Origin of the sequence: Streptomyces sp. NBC_00273 (assembly GCF_036178145.1) — a bacterium.
Taxonomy (GTDB): domain Bacteria; phylum Actinomycetota; class Actinomycetes; order Streptomycetales; family Streptomycetaceae; genus Streptomyces.
In genome coordinates this window covers 1,067,139-1,086,078 of record NZ_CP108067.1, presented here as the reverse complement: position 1 = coordinate 1,086,078, position 18,940 = coordinate 1,067,139, and the positions used below count along the sequence as shown (strand labels likewise).

The window sequence follows — 18,940 nt, the reverse complement described above, 5'->3', positions numbered from 1 at the left end:
ACACTCCCTAAAGGGCCTGGGGGAAACGGAAGAGCCGGTCCGGGTCGTAGACACGCCGGACCTCCTGCAGGCGCGCGAGGTTCGGGCCGTAGTAGGCCTCGCGCCATCCCGTGAGCTTCGGATCGGTGTAGTTCTGGTACGCGCGGCCGCTCGCCCAGGGGCGCAGGTCCTGCCAGAGCCCGTCGAGCCAGCCCTGGTGCCGGGCCACCTCGGCCGGCGTTGCGGATCCGGGCCAGTAGACGAGGTACTGGGCGAGGAAGGCGCTGTCGCGGTGGACGAAGGCGGTGGAGCCGGCCGGGACGCGGTTCACCGCGCCGCCGCAGACCCCGTCGAACTGGACCACGCCCAGGCCGCCCCGGGGCACGCTCGTCCCGTACCGCCGCACGGCGTCCAGGACCGCGCCGATCGCCGCGTCCGACAGTCCGCCGCCCGCCCAGAAATCGGACCGAGCGGCGTACGAGTCCCGGCCGAGCCGTCCTTGCGGGTCCCGGCCGGGCAGAGTGCCCGGCAGCCGGCACTGCGCGGGGCTCAGCTCCAGGCAGCCGGACATGGCCCGGACGGTGTCCTCGTGGCTGCGCACGGTGATCCAGCTGTCCTGCGGTGCCCCGCCGACCAGGTCGGACAGTCGGGTCAACTGCCGCTCCAGCTCCTGGCGCCCGTCGAGGCACACCACCCGTACCGCCGGCGGCGGCCCGGCCCCGGCGTCCACCTCGACGGTGAACTCCACCTGGCTCCAGAACGGGTCCGGCAGCCCGGCCAGCCAGCGCTGCCAGCCGCGCAGCACGGCTGCGGAGTCGCCGCCGGGCCAGTGGAGTTCGGCGTGGGCACACGCGTCGACCGGGTGCGTGCGCAAGCGGAACTCGGTGACCACGCCGAAGTTGCCGCCGCCACCGCCGCGCAGCGCCCAGAAGAGTTCCGGATCCCGGTCGGCGGAAACCTCGCGGACGATCCCGTCGGGGGTGACCACCCGGGCCCCGGTGAGCCGGTCGGAGGTGGTCCCGTACGCCCGCGAGGCCAGGCCCAGGCCGCCGCCGAGGGCGAGTCCGGCGATGCCGACGGAGGGGCACAGCCCGGTCGGGACGGACCGGCCGTGCCGGGCGAGGGCAGCGTGCACGTCCCCGAGCCGGGCCCCGGCGCCGATGCGTACACCGCCTCCCTCGCCGTCGCCGTCGACCGACACCGCGGCCATGGCTCCGGTGTCGACCACCAGCCCGGCGGATCGCGTGGACCAGCCGGCGTAGCTGTGCCCGCCGCCGCGCGGGACCACGGGCACGGCCGAGCGGCGGGCGAAGTCCAGGCAGACGGCCACGTCCCCGGCGTGCGCGGGATACGCCACCGCAGCCGGGGCGACGGTGTCGTACCGGGGCTGGAACAGCCGGCGGGCCTCCGGGTAGTCGCGGTCTCCGGGGAGCACCACGCGCCCGTCGATCCCGCGCGCCAGCGCCCCGTAGTCCGGGGTCCGGGCCGCCGCCCCGACGGAGGCGAGGACGGCCGCGGCCGCGCTGCCCAGGACCTGGCGGCGATTGAGGCTCATATGTCCTTCCTGCCACCGCCCGGGCCGATAGCCGTGCAGGCGGGTCCCACACGCACCGGGGTGCCCCCTGAACGGCGCACAGCCGAAACGGTTCGGCTTGTCCTATCGCCGTACCGCGACCCGCGACCCGTGACCCGTGACCCGTGACCCGCGACCCGCAACGCGTGAATCCCTTCCGCGTCCGGCGAACGGCCGCCGTACGCTGCCCCCATGGCCCTCGTGGATCTCAGCACGCACGCCGACGCGTTCAACGCCGACCCGTACCCCTTCTACGACGCGCTGCGCACCGCCGGCCCCGTCCACCGACTGGTGCTGGGCGGCGAACGCACCTGGCTGGTCGTCGGCCACGAGGAGGCCCGGCAGGCCCTCACCCATCCGGGCCTGTCGAAGGACTGGCTCGGCTCCGAGCTGTTCGCGAGCACCCTGCCCGTCCAGGCCGTCGCCACCAGCATGCTGGACACGGATCCGCCCCGGCACACCCGGCTGCGCCGCCTGGTGGCCCGGGAGTTCACCGCCCGCCGCGTGGAGTCCCTGAGGCCGCGCGTCCAGCAGATCACCGACGAACTGCTCGATGCGATGGCGGCCCGGCCCGACCGCAGGGCCGACCTGATCGCCTCCTTCGCCGTACCGCTGCCGATGACCGTCATCTGCGAACTGCTCGGCGTCCCCGGACTGGACCGGCAGCGCTTCCGCTACTGGTCGGGCGAGATCGTCGCCCCGCTGGACGGCGTCGGCGCGGACCCGCGGGCCGTGGAGGAGATGACCGCGTACCTCCTCGAACTCGTCGCGGCCAAGGCCGAGGACCCCGGCGAGGACCTGCTCAGCGCGCTGATCCGCACCCGCGACGAGGACGGCGGCCGGCTCTCCCCGGACGAGCTGATCGGGATGGCCTTCCTGCTGCTGGTCGCGGGCCACGAGACCACCGTCAACCTGATCGGCAACGGCGTACGGGCCCTGCTCGAGCACCCCGGCCAGCTGGCCGCGCTGCGGGCCGACCCGGACGGGCTGATCGACGGGGCGGTGGAGGAGATGCTCCGTTACGACGGCCCGGTCCAGCACGCCACGTACCGCTTCGCCGCCGCGGACCTGGAGCTGGGCGGCGTCACCATCACGGCCGGCTCCTCCGTCCTGGTCGCGCTCGCCGCGGCGGACCGCGATCCCGCGCGCTTCGCGGAGCCCGGGCCGGACGTCTTCGACATCCGCCGCACCGGCCCGGGACACCTCGCCTTCGGGCACGGCATCCACTTCTGCCTGGGTGCCCCGCTCGCCCGGATGGAGGGACGCATCGCGGTCCGGGCCCTGCTGGAGCGCTTCCCGGACCTCGCCGAGGACCCGGAGGCGGGCCCGCCCGACTGGCTCCCGGGCATCTTGATGCGGGGCGTGACACGGCTGCCGCTGCGCTGGTGAGCGCCGGGCCCGCCCGAAAGGGACGGTCTAAGGCGTGGCGGCGGGCCGTGTCAGGTCCTTCGCGAGGACGACGCTGTCGTAGTTGGTCACGTCCCACCGCCACGCGCCGATCGGCGCGCAGCCGCGGCGGCGGTACCAGCCGAGGAGTTCGGCGGCGTGTGCCGAGGTGTCGATGACGACGTGCTCGGAGTCGAGGGCGGCGATCCGGTACTCCGCCAGTGCCAGCAGCCGACGGCCCGGCCCGCTGCCCCGCCGGGCGGGGTCCACCGCCCGTTGCCAGAACGATCCGGCCCCTCCGGGCCCGGGGTAGCCGCTGGGCGTGGGGTGCGGGGCGGACGCGGTGACGGTACCGATCAACGCCCCGTCCCACGTCGCGACCCAGCACTCGCCCTTGCTCAGCCGGTGGCGGGTGTCACGGGGCGACTGGTACGACGCAAAGAAGACCCGCCCGGCGGCAGCGTGGCCCGCGTGGGCCCGGTGGAGCAGGGCGGTCAGCTCGTCCACCGAGTCGCCGTCCCGGAAACGCCGCAGGGCGAAGCCTCCCGCCTCCGCCCCGACTCCCTCTCCGCTCCCGCTGCCACCGCGTCGTCGATGTCCACCGCAGTAGTCAACAGCCCCGGCGGAGCGGTCCCCGTGACGGGTCCTCGCCGGCCTACCCCTTGCGCGCCAGCAGGAAGCCCTGGGGGGACGCCTCGCCGGGCCCCGCCTCGCGGACCAGCCGGGCCACCTCGGTCAGCCCGGCCCCGCCCAACAGGTCGGCGATCAGCTCGGGCGGAGTCCGGTACACGTCGAGGTCGACAGGATGCCCGTACGCGTGCTCCAGACGGATCAGCTCGTCGCCCGCCTTGAAGGCGATCAGGAAATGGCCGCCCGGTGCCAGCACCCGGGCGAACTCCGCGAACAGCTTGGGTAGCTGGGAGGGCGGGGTGTGCACGGTGGAGTACCAGGCCAGCACCCCGCCGAGGACCCCGTCGGCCACGTCCAGGGCAGCCATCGACGCCACCTCGAAGCGCAGCCCCGGATACGTCCGGCGAGCCACCGCCACCATCGCCGGGGACAGGTCGACGCCGAAGGCCCGAAGACCCAGACCGGCCAGATGCGCGGTCACCCGGCCCGGGCCGCAGCCCAGGTCGGCCACCGCCCGGCCCCCGCCGCCCGCGTCGTCGCGCACGTACTCGGCGAAGGCCGCCAACATGGCCCGGTCCAGCGGCTTTCCGGCCAGTTCGGTGCTGAGCAGCCGCGCGTAGTCGACGGCGACGGCGTCGTAGGACGCCCGTACGGAGCTGAGGTACGAGGTCTCTGTCATGCCCCTGAACAGTAGCCTCCAGAGCCCCTCCGGGGGGAAACCGATCGAGTGCTCCCGCTCACCCTCCCAGCAGCGGATTGGGCAGTTCCGCCCACTGATCGCCCGGAACCCCGGGACTCAGCCGCATCAGGGTGAGCGCCTTGGTGGGCAGCGGCCCGGTCAGTAGCGCTTCGGTGTCCGCGGTGGCCGGCAGGGCGGCCACTTCTGCGAGGGCCTCGGCGAAGGCGCCGGCCGAGCCCGCCGTCGCCCCGAGCGCCCCCGTCAGCAAGGACCCGAACAGCTTGCGCCGCAGCACGGTCACGTCGTCGGTGACCAGCCTGCCGGACAGGGGCGGCACCGGTAGGCCGTGCCGGGCCAGTCGGGCCGGGCTGATCCGGATGTCGGCGAGGTCGCGGTAGACCAGCCGCAGCGGGGCGCCGGTGGGGGAGAGGACGACGAGGAGGTTCTGGCCGTGCGCCTCCAGGGCCACCCCGAGCTCCAGCACCCGCAGGCACACCGAGAGCGCGAGCCGGGCGAACTCGGCCCGCCAGGCCGCCGAGCGCGCCGGCCCGAAGGAGGCCAGGGCCGCCACCGGCAGCACCCGCTCACCGGCGGCGGCGTCCGCGTACACCTCCGGCGGCTCGCGCAGCACGGCCGCCAGGTCCGGACTGTGCGCGGTCGTGGCGCCCAGCGTGCGGGTGATGTGCAGCCGGCCGTCGAGCCGCTCGGACAGGCCCTGGGCGAAGGCGGAGACGGCCGCCGCCGTTTCGATGGAGTAGACGGAGATGTCCCGCACGGACGAGGTGAGCCGGGCGCTCAGCGCGGTCTTCACGTGCGCCCCGCCGTCGGCGGGGGCCAGGGTGCGCAGGGCCATCAGTGGATGCGCCGCGAAACCGGACCGCACCCGCTCGTGCTTCAGGACGTGTGCCGCCTGCCAGGGGTGCACCGGCACCAGGACCCGCCCGGCGTCCCGCAGCTCCTCCGGCCAGTCGCCGGTGACCAGGCACTCCTCGGCCCGTACGGCGACCAGCCCGACGTCCACCACCGGCCGGTGCTCGGGCGCGTACGCCAGCTGCTCGGCCACCGAGAATCCGGGACGGGAACGACAGTTCGGGTGGTAGGGATGCCCGTCGACCACCCGCTGCTCGCATTCCCACGTCGTCCGCGGGGCGGGGTCCTCCCCGGTGGGCGGCTGACCCGCCCGGGAGAGCGCGAGGGAGGCCGTACAACCGTCCAGCTCGGCGGCGAACTGCTCCGCGTGCGGCACCCCGAGGGCCGTCACCAGCCGCGCGGCCTGCCGGTGGGGCCTGCCGTCGAGCAGCAGCTCGCTCACGTAGGACCCGGTCGCGTAGGGGTCCGGCAGCGGGCCCTCCAGCCGGGCGCCCCCGGCCAGCAGCAGCGCCAGGCCGTCGGGTGCGTGCTCGCGGCCGACGACCCAGGGCAGGGGCTCGAAGGCCAGGGCCCGCCACAGCCGGGTCAGCACGGCCGCCCGGGCACCACCGAGCGCGGTGGCGTACGAGGGTCCGAGCAACGGGCGTACGTCGGCCAGTTCGGCGGCGACGGCCTCTTCGGCCGGGGAGGGGGAAAGATGCATGCTGGGGCTCCGGCATCGGAATATCGCTTTACGGGATGATCAAGTAATGATTGCGGATACCGAAGATCACGACTGGTGGTTACGCCCTGCGAACCTCCGGCGCACCGGATGGACCGAATGGAACCAGTGGACCTCAACACCGCCGCCGACGCGTACGCCGCCGCCCCGCTCCTGAACTGCCTGCTCAGAGAAGCGGCCGAACCCGTCGAGGCGTCCGACGCGGGCGCGGGAACGGATGTGCGCGTCCACCGGCTGCGCGGCAGCGCGCGGCTGCTCCGGGTACGCGGGGGGCGCCGGCCCGAACGCCCCGAACTGCGCACGGCGGACGGCTGGCACCCGCTCAGCCACGCCGAACTGGCCAAACTCGTCTCCGACGAACTGGGCCGGTTCACCGGTGTCCCCAACGACGAGCTCCCCGTCGAGATCACCGACAGCCGCGACGCGATCGCCGCGCTGCTCGCCGCCCGGGCCACCGCCGAACCCCCGGCGGACCCGTACCTGCTCTCCGAGCAGTCCCTGGTCATGGGCCACCCCCACCACCCCGCCCCCAAGGCCCGCGGCGGGGCGCCGGCCGGGAGCTGGCTTCCGTACGCGCCCGAGGCCCACGCCCGGTTCCCGCTGGTCTTCCTCGGGCTGCGCGAGGACCAGACCGCCGAGGAGGGCGGCCCGGCCGCCTCCGCCGCCATCGACGCACTGGCCGACGCCCTCGACGGGCCGCGCCCGCCCGCCGGATACCGGCTGCTGCCCGCCCACCCCTGGCAGCTCGACCTGGTCGGCGAGAGGCCCGCGGTGCGCGAGGCCTTCGCCGACGGGCGGCTGCTGCGGCTCGGCGCGACCCGCCGACCGGCCTGGCCCACCGCCTCGATCCGGACCCTGTACGTACCCGACGCGGCGGCCGACCTCTTCGTGAAGTTCAGCCTCGACGTCCGGATCACCAACGACGTGCGCCGGCTGTGGCGCCACGACCTGCTGAAGCTGCGCCGCACCGATGCGGCCGTCGAGGCCGGTTTCGCCGCCCTGCGCCCGACCGGATCGGCCGCGGCCTGGCTCCCGGACCGCGGCTACCGCACCGCCGCCTTCGCCTTCGAGGAGCTCGCCGTCCTGGTCCGCGACGGCTTGCACGCGCACACCGTGCCCGGGGCCACACCGCTGCTGGCCGCCGCGCTCGCCGAGGGGTACCCCGGGAGCCCCCCGGCCGCGGCCACCGACCCGGTCCGCTGGTGGCGGGCGTACCTGCGCCAGGTCGTGCCGCCGGTGCTGGAACTGTTCGCCCGGCACGGCATCGTGCTGGAGGCCCACCTCCAGAACACCCTGGTCGCCGTCGACGCGGACGGCCTGCCGGTGCAGGCCCTCTTCCGGGACGCGGAGGGGGTCAAGCTGCCGGCGGACCTGCCGCGGGCGGATGCATGGCAGCGCCTGGTCTACTGCCTGGTCGTCAACAACCTGACGGAGATCGCGGGCGCGCTCTCCGGACGGTATCCGGACGCCTCGCCGCTGCTGTGGCCGGCCGCACGGGAGGAGTTCTTGCGCTACGACGCCACCCGCGGGCTCCCCGAGATCGCGGAACTGCTCGCCGCCGCGACCCTGCCGGGCAAGACCAACCTGCTGCTGCGCTGGACCCGGGCGGACGGCGCGGACGCCCGCTACCTGCCCCTGCCGAACCCGCTGCGCGGCTGAAGGGTTTGCGCACGGGCGCCATCGACGAAGTGGGCCGGTCGTGGCCCTCCACGTTGCACTTCGCGACGACGGCGGTCGAAGCGGACCCACTCCGGCCGCGCCCACCCAAGGAGCTGCTCAAGCGGAGGGGCCTCGGCCGAGGGCCCTTCGAAGAACGTGCCCCGCTCGGCGATGGCACGGTCCGGCTCGATGAAACGGCAGGTTACGGGCTCAATGGCCGCACCAGGTCCCCGCAGGCAGCGTGGCACGGGCGGCCTCGTCGTCGGGGGCGAGGAAGAACACCATGTCATGGGCCATCCGAGCAAGATGGCAGTCCGCCGATCAGCCCTCGGTGACCGAGCCGTTCGCGGCCGACCTCGGCCGTCGCTCCTCGCGGTAGCCTCTCCCCATGCATCACGGGGGTGGGGGCGGGGACGCGCTGATTCTGGATGCGCAGGAGATGCTGGCCGCAGGGCAGGACGCCGAGGACGTCTTCGCCGAACTGGCCGCAAGGACGGGTGAGTGGGGTGCCTGTGTGCTGGCCGTGTGCTCGGCCCTGGGCGTGCCCCGGACGGACGCCGAGGCCCGACTGCGCGAGGTCGAGCCGCTCTTCGCGGAATACGAGGCGGGCGAGGAGGATCTCGTCGCCACCCTTCTCGTCTTCGGCCACGTGTTCATCGTGGACCGGGTACTTGACGAGCACGAGGAGCACATCCGCAACCTGCTGGGAGCCGCCGCGGGCGCCAGCGGAGGCTATCCCGGCGGCCTGTTCGCGTGGTTTCGCACGGGGGAGCTGACGAAGATCTTCCTGTACTTCGCGCTGCCCCGGTTCCGGGCCAGGCGGGGCTCGGCGCCCGATTTCTGGGCCGCCTTGATCGCGGCTGGCGAACTACTGGCGAGCGAGGACGGCCCGGACCAGGCAGAAGTGAGGGCGGGGCTGGAGCGTTGCCGCACGCACGCTGCTGCCCTCACGGGGAGCTAGAGCCTGTCGGGCCATGACCGACTGCCAACCTCCGCAGCGCATGCGGCCCTGACGGCCCCGGCGGCCCAGCGTCCTCCGGCGTTCCGCCGACGCGGCCGAAGAGGAGCTGGCACCCCTCCCGCGTCATCGGCCGGCGTCCTCGCCGTCCTCGTGGTCCGCGACGAAGCCCTGATGGGGTCCGGCGGTGGACGAGCCGGAGCGGGACCGGCTCCTGGACATCGGGCCGGGCTCACCCGGACGGCCCCGGCGGGCCGTGTCCTCGCCCGCCACACCCGGCCGCAGATCTAGATTCGGCCCGGGACGCACCACCGCGCCCGTGCCCGCTGCCGTGACACTCGGGCCGGAACCTGGATCACCGTGAGGGATTGAGGGCCATGACACGACGTCCGAACATCCTGATGATCGTCACCGATGAGGAACGCGCGGTGATTCCGCGTCCGCAGGGCTTCTCGCTCCCCGCCCGGGAGCGGATGGCGGAGCGGGGCGCCACCTTCGACCGGTACTACACGGCCTCGGCCATGTGCAGCTCCGCCCGATCCGTCGTCTACACCGGGCAGCACCTGCCGCTCACCGAGATCTACGACAACGACAACATGCCGTACGTCCGCCCGCTCGACCCCCGACTGGGCACCCTCGGCACGATGCTCCGCGAGGCCGGCTACTACTGCACCTACCAGGGCAAGTGGCACCTCTCCAACGCCTACGTCACCCCACAGAACCCCGGCCCCACCACGAACGCGCTGGAACCCTACGGGTTCAGCGAGTTCAACGACTGGGGCGACATCGACGGCGGTGCCTGGGCCGGGCTCACGCTCGATCCGGTCATCGCCGGCCAGGCCGTGCGCTGGCTGCGCAACCGGGCCCCGCTCGTGGAAGCCGATCAGCCCTGGTTCATGGCGGTCAACTTCGTCAACCCGCACGACATCATGAGCTTCGACTACGGCGGCTCGTCCCAGGTGCGCCTTCCGTTCGGCCTCGCGCACGCGGTCGTGGCCAAGGCGGCCGCCAACATCCCGATCTACCAGCGCCGCTGGGACCTCGACCTGCCCGCCAGCCTCCACGACGACCTGTCCGGCGCGGCACCGGCAGTGGCCCAGTACGCACGGATGCTCGACACCGTCTTCGGCCTCTTGGGCTGGCCCACCTGGCACGGCGACACCGACCAGCCGCCGGCAGCAGCCGCCCGGCCCGACGCTGAGCCGAAGGCCCGTCGCGCGCAACCGGGCGGCGTGCTCGGGGGGACAAGGGCCGGCCGGCTGCCACGCTCGGCGTCCGTCCACCATGACGGCAGTCGTTCCGACCGGTCACAGACCGGCGACGTCCCCGGCCCTCTTGAGCACGGAGTCGACCGCGTTCACCACGGCGTCGTGCCGCCTCGTGCGCGCCGCCCGGTCCGCCGGGACCAGCCGCTCGGCGGCTTGCACGGCGTAGGCGTCCGGATCGCCGAAGGCAGTCTGCGGGTGCTCTCCCGTCTCCGCGTAGTGGGCGGTGACCTCCTTGACCGCCTGGAGCACGACGGCCCGGTCCACGCCGGGCTGCACGGCCAGCCGGACCTGGAAACGTGCCATCCACTTTTCGCGGTCCTTCTCCCTCGCCGCGTCCGTCGTCCGGTCCTTCTTCGCCACGTGTTCTCCAGGTGATCGCGTCCGTCCGTCGTGTAGGGGGACGCAGGGGCACCGAAGTGGGTTGCGAAGGCTCGACGTTCGGCCGGCCAGGGCGACGACCCGTACGGGCCGTTGGTCTTCACCATGGAGTGATCCGGGCCAGGTGGGCGAGGTCTGCCGAGTCGATCCTGTCCTGGTTCGGGCCGGATGGTCGTCGAGTCGTCGAGTCGGCGGGGCGGCAGGGGGACGCGGCGTCCTATGGACGGAAGCGGGCGCGGTGCTCGTGGAGGAAGGCGTCGAGGGTGCGGGGCGGGCGCCCCAAGACGTCGCTGACGGTGGTGGTGGGGGCTTCGGGCCGGGTGACGGCGAGTTGCTGGATCTCCGTCACGTGGTCGGCGAGCCAGCCGGGCATGTGGGCGTGGCGGACGAGGTGGTCGCGCAGTTCGTCCGGGGTGAGGTCGACGTAGCGGATCCGGCGGCCGGTCAGGGTGGTGAGCCGCGAGGCGAGTTCGGGGTGGGAGACGGCTTCGGGTCCGGTCAGGGCGTAGGTGCCGCCGGCGATGTCCGGCCGGGTGAGGGCGGCGGCGGCGACGTCGCCGATGTCGCGGCAGTCGACGTAGTTGCAGGGCGCGTCGCCCATGGTGCCGAGGATGACGCCCTGCGCGACTGCGGGAGCCAGGCGCAGGAGGTTCTGCGTGAACGCGTACGGGCGCAGGATGGTGTGGGTGAGCCCACGGGCGCGCAGGTGTTCCTCGACGGCGTGGTGTCCGCGGGAGACGGCGACCGGGGAGTCGGGTTCGGCGGCGGGTGCGGAGATCTTGACGATGTGTCCGATGCCGGCGTGGGCGGCGATGTCGATGACGCGGGTTTCGAGTTCGACCTGTGCGGGGCCGTTGGCCATGGCGAGGAAGAGTTGGCCGGCGCCCTCGAAGGCGGTGCGCAGGGAGTCGGGGTCGGTGGCGTCGGCGTACCGGACCTCGACGGGCGGCTGGTGCGCTCCGGTCGTGCCGGGGATCGGCGTGTGAGGGGTGCGGGTCAGCGCGCGGACGGGTGTGCCGAGGGCGAGGAGGCTGTGGACCAGGGCGTTCCCGGTGGCTCCGGTCGCTCCCATGACAACGATCATCGTGTGCTCATTCCTTGGTGGTGTTCCTGCGACGGGTATCGCCGGGCGGGTCATGCCGGTGGTGCTGTGGTGGTGCTGCGCCAGCGCAGGGTGACGATGGTGGTGGCGAGGGCTGCGGAGACGGGCAGGTCCACGCGCAGGCGCTCCAACCACCCGGTGGCGGGGAACGGGGTGTGGGCGGGTAGCCACCGGGCGGTGGACCACCCCAGCAGGGCCGCTGCGGCGACGGCGGTGATGACGAGTACGGCGGTCAAGACGCCGCGCGGCGCGGTGAGGGTCCACCGTCGGGGCCGTCCGCCGTGCCGCAGCCAGGTGCCGACCAGGAACGCCACCACGGCGGAGGTGCCGGCGATGGAGGTGCAGGCGGCCACGGCCAGCTCCCGCTGCCCGGTGACGACCCCGGCCGCACCCGCCGTCAGGGCGGGGGCGGCGTAAGCGGTCAGCACCTCACGCCACAGGGTGAACGGTCGGGGTGGCAGCGGTGGCCGCGGTGGCCGGGACGCTGCTCGGTCGGGGCTGGTTCTGTGCTTCGGCGCGGTCATGCTGGCCTCTTTCTCGTTCGGCTGAGGGATGCGAGAAGGGGCGACGGTGGGTCGCCGACCTGCTCCACCAAATTAATTAGGCAGCTAACTATTGCTGCGTAAAAAGGGCTCCGTCCTGCGGAACGGAGCCGAAACGGTCGTGGGTGGGGGTGTGGTCAGTCCGCCGTCAGGGCCGCACTGCCGCGCACGACGCGGGCGAGGAGGTCCAGGAATGCGGCGCGCTCCTCGACCGAAAGATCGCCCACCATCGCCTCCAATCGCCCGAAGTGTTCGGACGCCATGTCGCGCAGGCGCTGCGCCCCGCGCGCGGTCAGGACGGCCACCGTGCCCCGGCCGTCCTCCACGGACGGGCGGCGCGCGACCAGGCCTTCACGTTCCAGGCCGTCCAGCAGGCCGGTCACCGTGGCCCTGGAAACGTCGAGGTCGACCGCGAGGCGCGAGGGGGACTTCTCCCCGCCGTGGTCCTCGAGGTCGGCGAGCAGGCGGTAGCGCCCCGTCGACAGGCCGAACCGGGCGAAGTGCGCCTCGGCGGCCCGGCCGACCCGCGCCCCCGCCGAGATCAGCCGTACCGCGACCAGTACCGCCTGTGGATCGACCTCCAGGCCGTAGTGCTCGACCTGCCGTCTGGCCTGGTCCAGCGTGGGTGCCTCGCCGTCGATGCCGTCCCTCGTCATGAAAGTAATATGGCGGCTAACCAGTTGCCCTGTCAAGGCGTTGGGATCTTTGCGGGGGTGGCCGTACGTGGGGGCGGAATCGGCCAATCCCGATCGCGCGCCCCGATCCGCCCTCACGAAAGGTATAGACCAATGCTACGTTGGTCGGGCAGACCGCGCAGTCCTTGACCACCCGTCAGAGGAGAAGCCATGCCCTCCCCTTCGCGGGGCGGCGGCCACGCCGCCATGCCCAAGTACCAGCGGATCGCCGCAGCGCTGCGCCGCGATCTCGACCGTGCCGCGCACACCCCCGGCGGCAGACTGCCGTCCGAACGCAGCCTCGCCGCCCGCTACCAGGTCAACCGGCAGACCATCAGGGCGGCCCTCCAGTACCTGCGCGAGGACGGCCTCGTCGTCACCGGCCGCCGCGGCACCCGCCCCGCCGTCCCCGCCCTCGCCGCCGTTTCCGTCCTCCCGGCCGCTGCGCCCTCCGAGGGGCCCGCGCAGATCCGGAGCTGGGTCACCTTCGTCACCGTCCCGCCCTCGCTCGGCACGTTCCTCGGCATGACCGGCGGAGAGCGCACCGTGGTCCATCACCACCGCGAACGCGGCCCGGCCGGTGAGACCCTCCGGGACGCCGTCACCTACATCAGCCCCGGGGCCGTCGCGCGGAGTCCTGAGCTGACCGCCCTCCGGAACCGGGCCGCGGCAGCGACGACCGCACGCGGGCAGGACCTGGCCCCCCTGCACCGCTGGCTCGACCGTGCCACCACGGTCGGCCGGGTCGCCGAGACCCTCACCATGACCCGCGTCACCCACCCGCAGGCCACCGCCCCGACCTCCGCCCCGGTCTGCGGGCTGACCGTGCGCCGCACCCTGCACGATAGCTCCGGCCGGCTGCTGGCCGTCACCGACCTGGCCTTCCCCACCTGGGACCGCCTGACCTTCCACCGTGACCGGCGTGACCACGCGACCACCGGTTTCCGCATCACGTAACGGCCGGACCCGCGCTGTGGCCCCGACCACACCCCGGGCGGCGGCGCACCGGGCCCGACGGCCGGACCGATCGCCGGGCCGCAGCCCCAACTTCCCTCCCGGGAAAGGGCGTACCCGACGGCGGTCATCCGCGACCGTCCGCCCCGCCGCGCGGATCCGCCAACGGGGCCCTCGCGCCCCGTAAGTGAGGAGAATCACCCCAGTGTTTGCTCGGGTGAATGCAGGGCATCGGCGCTGCTGGAGCGGAACCATGTCCTCCGGCCCATCGCGGCGGAGGACACGGCGCACACGGGCAGATCCCGTCCCGCTCCACGGCCCGCCGCTCCGCCGGCGTGCGCCGTCCTTGGTACGACCCGTGAGGTGTATGTGTCCACGCTCCAGGCCGAGCACGTCTACAAGGTGTTCGGGAGGCGCCCCGCCGACAGCGCGGCCGCCGTCCGCGCGCTCGAAAGCGGCGCAGGCCGCGAAGAGTTGCGCGCCGACGGAACCACCGCTGCCGTGATCGACGCCTCCTTCGACGTCCGGCCCGGCCAGATCTTCGTCGTCATGGGTCTGTCCGGATCGGGCAAGTCCACTCTGCTGCGCATGCTGAACGGCCTGCTGGAGCCCACCGCGGGACGCATCCTCTTCGGCGGCCAGGACCTCACCGCGCTGAGCGCGAACGAGCTGCGCCACGTACGGTCCACGAAGATCTCCATGGTCTTCCAGCACTTCGCGTTGTTCCCGCACCGCAACGTGCTGGAGAACGCCGGCTACGGCCTCGAGGTGCAGGGCGTGCCCCGCCCCGAGCGCGAGCGGCGCGCCGCCGAGGCCCTGGCCCTGTGCGGCCTGGAAGGCTGGGAGAAGTCCTGGCCCGACGAGCTCTCCGGCGGCATGCAGCAGCGGGTCGGCCTCGCCCGGGCCCTGGCCACCGACGCCGAGCTCCTGCTGATGGACGAGTCCTTCAGCGCGCTGGACCCGCTGATCCGCCGCGACATGCAGGACCAGCTGCTGGAGCTCCAGCGCACGCTGAAGAAGACCATCGTCTTCATCACCCACGACCTCAACGAGGCCATGCGCCTCGGCGACGGCATCGCCGTCATGCGCGACGGCCGCATCGTCCAGCAGGGCACCGCCGAGGACATCCTCACCCGTCCCGCGGACGACTACGTCGCCTCCTTCATCCAGGACGTGGACCGCTCCCGGGTCCTGACGGCCGACGCCGTCATGGACGATCCGGAACCGGCCGCCGACGCCTGTGACTGCCCCACGGTCACCGCCGGGACCCCGCTCGCCGACCTGTGCGCGGTCAGCGCCCGCGTCCCGCACGCGGTCGCCGTCACCGGCGCGGACGGCGCCGTCATCGGCTCCGTACCCCAGGACCGCCTCATCGCCTTCATCGGCGACGAGCAGCGGCCCCCGATGTACTGCGCGGAGGTGGCCGCCTGATGCCCCGCCTCCATCTCGGCGCCTGGGTCGACCACGGGGTCGACTTCCTCCAGAGCCACCTCTCCTGGTTGTTCGATGCCATCAGCGTGCTCGTCACCGGCCTCTACGACGGCATCGACGCCGTCCTCTCCGCCCCCGCCCCGCTGCTCTTCGCGGGCATCCTGGCCGTCGCCGCCTGGTGGCTGCGCGGTCTGCTGGCGGGCCTGCTCGCCTTCGCGGGCTTCGCGCTGGTCGACTCCCTCGGCCTGTGGGAGGACGCCATGTCCACCCTGTCCCTGGTCCTGGTCGCCACCCTCGTCACCCTGGCGATCGCGATCCCGCTCGGCATCTGGGCGTCCAGATCCGACCGGGTGAGCGCCCTCCTGCGGCCGGTCCTGGACTTCATGCAGACCATGCCGGCCATGGTCTACCTGATCCCCGGCATCATCTTCTTCGGGGTGGGCGTGGTGCCCGGCATCATCGCGACCATCATCTTCTCGCTGCCCCCGGGCGTGCGGATGACCGAGCTCGGCATCCGCCAGGTCGACGGGGAACTGGTCGAGGCCGCCGAGGCCTTCGGCACCAGCCCGCGCGACACCCTCGTCCGCGTCCAGCTCCCGCTGGCCCTGCCCACCGTCATGGCGGGCGTCAACCAGGTCATCATGCTGGGCCTGTCCATGGTCGTCATCGCCGGCATGGTCGGCGGCGGCGGACTCGGCGGCGCCGTCTACAAGGCCATCGGCAACGTCGACATCGGCCTCGGTTTCGAGGCGGGCGTCTCCATCGTCATCCTCGCCATGTACCTGGACCGGATGACCGGCGCGCTCGGCCGCCAGGTCTCCCCGATCGGCCGCCGTGCGCTCGCCAAGGCGCGGGCCGCCGCGACGGGCGCGGCCAAGGTGTGGAACCACCGTCCCCAGCCCGCGTACGCGATCAGCGGCGCCGTCGTCCTGGCGCTCGTCGCGGGCGGCCTGAACACCTTCGGCGGCTCCGCAGCCGAGGAGGGCCCGGCCGGGGCCGCGAACATCGGCAAGGGCCGCACCCTCTCCGTCGGCTACATCCCGTGGGACGAGGGCATCGCCTCCACCTTCCTGTGGAAGGAGCTCCTGGAGCGCCGCGGCTACAAGGTCGACGCCCGCCAGCTGGAGGCCGGGGCGCTCTACACCGGCCTGGCCGGCGGCCAGCTCGACTTCCAGACCGACGCCTGGCTGCCCGTCACCCACGCCCAGTACTGGGAGAAGTACGGGAACAAGCTGGAGGACCTCGGCTCCTGGTACGGCCCCACCTCGCTGGAGCTGTCCGTGCCCTCCTACATGAAGGACGTGCGTTCGCTCGCGGACCTCAAGGGCAAGGCGGACCGGTTCAAGGGCCGGATCATCGGCATCGAGCCGAGCGCCGGCGAGATGTCGATCCTCAAGGACAAGGTCCTGAAGGACTACGGCCTCGACGGCGAGTACCAGGTCGTCGACGGCTCCACGCCCGGCATGCTCGCCGAGCTGAAGCGGGCCTACGAGAAGAAGGAGCCCGTCGCGGTCGTGCTGTGGTCCCCGCACTGGGCGTACTCCTCCTACGAGCTGACCAAGCTCGAAGACCCCAAGGGGGCCTGGGGCAAGGGCGACGGGATCCACACCCTGGCCCGCAAGGGCTTCGGTGAGGACGAGCCGAAGGTCGCCGAATGGCTGAAGTCCTTCAAGCTCACCGAGGAGCAGCTGACCGGTCTGGAAGCGAAGATCCAGCAGACCGGAAAGGGCAAGGAACAGCAGGCGGTCCGCGCCTGGCTGCAGGACCACCCCGAGATCGACCGGCTCGCGTAACACCGCGGGCGGGCGGCCGGTCGGCCTGGCGGTCGTCCCCCAGTGCAGGCGCCGCCGCGCGCAGGACCGTACGACGGTACGGGTCCTGCGCGCGGCGGCGCCTTTCGCGCGTCCGGGGCGGCTCAGCCGACCAGCACCCGGTCCGGAGTCCGTCGCGGCTCCGGGTCGGTGTCCTGCGTGCGGGGGCGCGGGCGCACCGGCCACCACATGGACCGCCCCAGGAGGGTGGCCAGTGCGGGCACCAGCACGATCGACAGGACGAAGGCGGAGAGGATGATCCCGAGGGCCGTCGCGAAGCCGATCTGCTGGGTGGAGGGGGCGGGGGTGACGGCCAGGCTCCCGAAGGAGGCCGCCAGCACCAGGCCCGCCGTGGCGATGGCGGGCGCCGTGTGCCGCACGGCGCGGCCCACCGCGGCGCGGGCCGGACCGGGCCGTGCCATCTCCTCCCGGATCCGGTCGCTCATCAGGATGTTGTAGTCGGTGCCCAGCGCGACCACGAACAGGAACAGCACGAGCGGCAGGGTGAAGTCCACCCCCGGCCGGTCCAGCGCGTGCTGGAACACCAGGGTCGAGGCGCCGAGGGTGGCTGCGAAGCCGAGCCCGACCGAGGCCAGCAGGATCACCGGTGCCAACAGGCTGCGCAGCAGGGCGAGCAGGATCAGTGCGATGAGCGCCGCCGCCACCGGGAAGACCACCCGCAGGTCCTTGTCCACCGCCGTCGCGATGTCGGCGAAGACCGCCGCGGTGCCGCCCACGTGCACCTCCGTACCCGCGGGCGTCCGAGCCAGGGCGGTGGCCCTGACCGGGCCGGTCACCAGGTCGCGCGCCTCTTGTCGTTGCGGATCGGAGGTGAGGAACAGGTCGATCCGTGCTGCCCGCCGGTCCTCGCTGAGCACGGTGTCCGCGACCTGGCCCACCCCATCGACCCCGGCGAGTGCCTTGGACAGTCCCTCGAGGCGTTCGACGGTCAGGGAGGCGCCGTCGGAAGCGGTGACGAAGACGCTGGTCGGGTCCGACACCCCGGCCGGCAGGGCGCGGGCCACCTCGGCCGCGGTGGCCACGGCGGCGGTGCGCTCGCCGCCCCCACCGCCCTGCCCGTAGTCCATGCGCATCCCCACGACGCCGGCGGCCAGCGTGCCGAGCAGCGCCACCGAGGCGAGGACCAGGACGAACGGGCGGCGCGCCACCCGGTCGCCCATCCGTGCGGCGGCCCCGGGGCGGGGCTCGCGCCGCAGGGACCGGGAAGGCCAGAACATCTTGCGGCCCGTGACCGCCAGCAGGGCCGGCATCAGGGTCAGGCTGCCCAGCAGCATCACCAGCACGGACAGTGCGATGGCCGGACCGAGGACCCGGAACTGGCCGAAGGAGGCGACCCCGAGCGTGGCGAAGGCGGCGACGATGGTCAGGGCCGCGGAGGTGATGGCCGTACCCACCCGCCCGGCGACGTGGGCGGCCGCTTCGCGCCCGGACTGGTCGGGGTGTTCACGCAGTTGCTCCCGGAAGCGGAAGAGGAGGAACAGGAAATAGTCGATTCCAATGCCCATCAGAACGACGCTGATCAGACTCGGTGTGGATTCGGACAGTCCGATCCCGGTCAGCAGCGCGGCGCCGACCACCGCGCCCGCCGCGGCGCCCCCGATGACGCTGACCGCGAGCAGCGGCAGCAGGGCCGCCAGGGCACTGCGGAAGACGAGCACGTGCAGCAGGACGATGACCGCGAGCATGGCGATGCCGACGACCGTCGAGCGGGTCTTCTCCGCGTCCGCCGAGTCCACCCGGTCGGCGATGCCGCCGGTGAAACCGGTGCGCAGGCCGTCCTCCGCCAGGGCGCCCCGGGTCGAGTCCCGAAAGGCCCGGTAGGTTTCCTGCACCCCGGGATCGGCGGGGTTCCCCGTCAGTTCGATGGACAGCAGCCGGAAGGAGCGGTCGGGCGCCGTCATGGCCGGGCTGACCCGGGGGACCTGCGAGTGGTCCTGCGCGAGCGGCATCGTCTTCTCGGTCCTGGGCATGACGACGCGCTTCTTGGCCAACCGCTCCGCTTGCGCGTCGATGCGCTGCTCGTCAGCGGCGGAGAGCGGCGCCCCGTCCGACCGGGCCACCAGCACGGTCAGGAGGTTGGCGTCCGGCTTCGCCCCGAACCGTTCCTCGGCGATCTTCAGGGCGGCAGCGGAGTCGTACTGCGCGGGCAGGAACCCGCCGTTGCCGGTCTGGACGGCGCGGAAGACGAACGCCTGGCCCAGGACGGTCGCCGCCAATCCCAGGACCACCCACAGGGCGATCACCTTCCACGGACTTCTCGTCGAGAATCCGGTCAGGGCGCGGATCACATTTCCTCCGGTCTGT

General features: G+C 73.1%; 15 protein-coding genes and 1 pseudogene. 7 read left to right on the top strand and 9 right to left on the bottom strand.

Features of this window, described 5'->3' with window-relative positions:
• Nucleotides 1-7: 7 nt before the first annotated feature.
• Nucleotides 8-1,534, bottom strand: a complete 1,527-nt coding sequence (locus OG386_RS04525) for an FAD-binding oxidoreductase (protein WP_328786852.1) — start codon at nt 1,532-1,534, stop codon at nt 8-10.
• Nucleotides 1,535-1,744: 210 nt separating this feature from the next.
• Here OG386_RS04525 and OG386_RS04520 point away from each other — a divergent pair, with 210 nt between their 5' ends.
• Entirely contained in the window at nt 1,745-2,941 is a 1,197-nt protein-coding gene (locus OG386_RS04520) for a cytochrome P450 family protein (RefSeq protein WP_328786851.1), read from the top strand.
• A gap of 27 nt (nt 2,942-2,968) precedes the next feature.
• Here OG386_RS04520 and OG386_RS04515 read toward each other — a convergent pair whose 3' ends face one another.
• The 3 genes from OG386_RS04515 to OG386_RS04505 all read right to left on the bottom strand — a co-directional run bounded on the left by OG386_RS04515 (nt 2,969) and on the right by OG386_RS04505 (nt 5,820).
• Nucleotides 2,969-3,445 carry a GNAT family N-acetyltransferase gene (locus OG386_RS04515; RefSeq protein ID WP_328786850.1) on the bottom strand — a complete coding sequence of 159 codons (477 nt, stop codon included), beginning with the start codon at nt 3,443-3,445 and terminating at the stop codon, nt 2,969-2,971.
• Between the two features lie 148 nt (nt 3,446-3,593).
• Nucleotides 3,594-4,247, bottom strand: coding sequence for a class I SAM-dependent DNA methyltransferase (locus OG386_RS04510; protein WP_328786849.1), 654 nt, complete (start codon nt 4,245-4,247; stop codon nt 3,594-3,596).
• Nucleotides 4,248-4,305: 58 nt separating this feature from the next.
• Nucleotides 4,306-5,820 (bottom strand): IucA/IucC family siderophore biosynthesis protein, encoded by a 1,515-nt coding sequence (locus OG386_RS04505; RefSeq protein ID WP_328786848.1) that lies wholly within the window; start codon nt 5,818-5,820, stop codon nt 4,306-4,308.
• 108 nt (nt 5,821-5,928) lie between these two features.
• Here OG386_RS04505 and OG386_RS04500 point away from each other — a divergent pair, with 108 nt between their 5' ends.
• The 3 genes and pseudogenes from OG386_RS04500 to OG386_RS04490 all read left to right on the top strand — a co-directional run.
• Nucleotides 5,929-7,497 carry an IucA/IucC family protein gene (locus OG386_RS04500; protein ID WP_328786847.1) on the top strand — a complete coding sequence of 523 codons (1,569 nt, stop codon included), beginning with the start codon at nt 5,929-5,931 and terminating at the stop codon, nt 7,495-7,497.
• Nucleotides 7,498-7,885: 388 nt separating this feature from the next.
• Nucleotides 7,886-8,458 carry a hypothetical protein gene (locus OG386_RS04495; protein WP_328786846.1) on the top strand — a complete coding sequence of 191 codons (573 nt, stop codon included), beginning with the start codon at nt 7,886-7,888 and terminating at the stop codon, nt 8,456-8,458.
• Nucleotides 8,459-8,832: 374 nt separating this feature from the next.
• Nucleotides 8,833-9,372, top strand: a pseudogene (locus tag OG386_RS04490) (sulfatase-like hydrolase/transferase); the annotation flags it as partial.
• A gap of 390 nt (nt 9,373-9,762) precedes the next feature.
• Here OG386_RS04490 and OG386_RS04485 read toward each other — a convergent pair.
• The 4 genes from OG386_RS04485 to OG386_RS04470 form a co-directional block, all read right to left on the bottom strand.
• Complete coding sequence (locus OG386_RS04485) at nt 9,763-10,083, bottom strand: hypothetical protein (RefSeq protein ID WP_328793165.1); 321 nt, start codon at nt 10,081-10,083, stop codon at nt 9,763-9,765.
• Between the two features lie 235 nt (nt 10,084-10,318).
• A complete protein-coding gene (locus OG386_RS04480) occupies nt 10,319-11,173 on the bottom strand; it encodes an NmrA family NAD(P)-binding protein (protein WP_328786845.1) in 855 nt (284 codons plus the stop codon).
• A 62-nt stretch (nt 11,174-11,235) separates the two neighbouring features.
• The gene (locus OG386_RS04475; protein ID WP_328786844.1) at nt 11,236-11,631 is read right to left on the bottom strand and encodes a hypothetical protein; all 396 of its coding nucleotides are present in this window, start codon (nt 11,629-11,631) and stop codon (nt 11,236-11,238) included.
• Between the two features lie 251 nt (nt 11,632-11,882).
• Complete coding sequence (locus OG386_RS04470; RefSeq protein WP_328786843.1) at nt 11,883-12,401, bottom strand: MarR family winged helix-turn-helix transcriptional regulator; 519 nt, start codon at nt 12,399-12,401, stop codon at nt 11,883-11,885.
• Nucleotides 12,402-12,590: 189 nt separating this feature from the next.
• Between OG386_RS04470 and OG386_RS04465 the strand changes: the two genes are divergently transcribed.
• The 3 genes from OG386_RS04465 (at nt 12,591) to OG386_RS04455 (ending at nt 16,597) form a co-directional block, all read left to right on the top strand.
• Nucleotides 12,591-13,376 carry a GntR family transcriptional regulator gene (locus OG386_RS04465; RefSeq protein ID WP_328786842.1) on the top strand — a complete coding sequence of 262 codons (786 nt, stop codon included), beginning with the start codon at nt 12,591-12,593 and terminating at the stop codon, nt 13,374-13,376.
• A 366-nt stretch (nt 13,377-13,742) separates the two neighbouring features.
• Complete coding sequence (locus OG386_RS04460; protein WP_327381030.1) at nt 13,743-14,804, top strand: quaternary amine ABC transporter ATP-binding protein; 1,062 nt, start codon at nt 13,743-13,745, stop codon at nt 14,802-14,804.
• Nucleotides 14,804-16,597 (top strand): ABC transporter permease/substrate binding protein, encoded by a 1,794-nt coding sequence (locus tag OG386_RS04455; RefSeq protein WP_328786841.1) that lies wholly within the window; start codon nt 14,804-14,806, stop codon nt 16,595-16,597. The genes OG386_RS04460 and OG386_RS04455 overlap by 1 nt, the downstream gene beginning before the upstream one ends.
• Nucleotides 16,598-16,719: 122 nt before the next feature.
• Here OG386_RS04455 and OG386_RS04450 read toward each other — a convergent pair whose 3' ends face one another.
• A complete protein-coding gene (locus OG386_RS04450) occupies nt 16,720-18,924 on the bottom strand; it encodes an MMPL family transporter (RefSeq protein ID WP_328786840.1) in 2,205 nt (734 codons plus the stop codon).
• Nucleotides 18,925-18,940 lie beyond the last annotated feature (16 nt).

What these genes read in the sequence shown, in the direction of transcription:
- OG386_RS04510 (WP_328786849.1), bottom strand. Translation starts at nt 4,247, where the DNA reads ATGACAGAGACCTCGTACCTCAGCTCCGTACGGGCGTCCTACGACGCC.
- OG386_RS04455 (WP_328786841.1), top strand. Translation starts at nt 14,804, where the DNA reads ATGCCCCGCCTCCATCTCGGCGCCTGGGTCGACCACGGGGTCGACTTC.
- OG386_RS04505 (WP_328786848.1), bottom strand. Translation starts at nt 5,820, where the DNA reads ATGCATCTTTCCCCCTCCCCGGCCGAAGAGGCCGTCGCCGCCGAACTG.
- OG386_RS04525 (WP_328786852.1), bottom strand. Translation starts at nt 1,534, where the DNA reads ATGAGCCTCAATCGCCGCCAGGTCCTGGGCAGCGCGGCCGCGGCCGTC.
- OG386_RS04495 (WP_328786846.1), top strand. Translation starts at nt 7,886, where the DNA reads ATGCATCACGGGGGTGGGGGCGGGGACGCGCTGATTCTGGATGCGCAG.
- OG386_RS04500 (WP_328786847.1), top strand. Translation starts at nt 5,929, where the DNA reads ATGGACCGAATGGAACCAGTGGACCTCAACACCGCCGCCGACGCGTAC.
- OG386_RS04470 (WP_328786843.1), bottom strand. Translation starts at nt 12,401, where the DNA reads ATGACGAGGGACGGCATCGACGGCGAGGCACCCACGCTGGACCAGGCC.
- OG386_RS04465 (WP_328786842.1), top strand. Translation starts at nt 12,591, where the DNA reads ATGCCCTCCCCTTCGCGGGGCGGCGGCCACGCCGCCATGCCCAAGTAC.
- OG386_RS04520 (WP_328786851.1), top strand. Translation starts at nt 1,745, where the DNA reads ATGGCCCTCGTGGATCTCAGCACGCACGCCGACGCGTTCAACGCCGAC.
- OG386_RS04480 (WP_328786845.1), bottom strand. Translation starts at nt 11,173, where the DNA reads ATGGGAGCGACCGGAGCCACCGGGAACGCCCTGGTCCACAGCCTCCTC.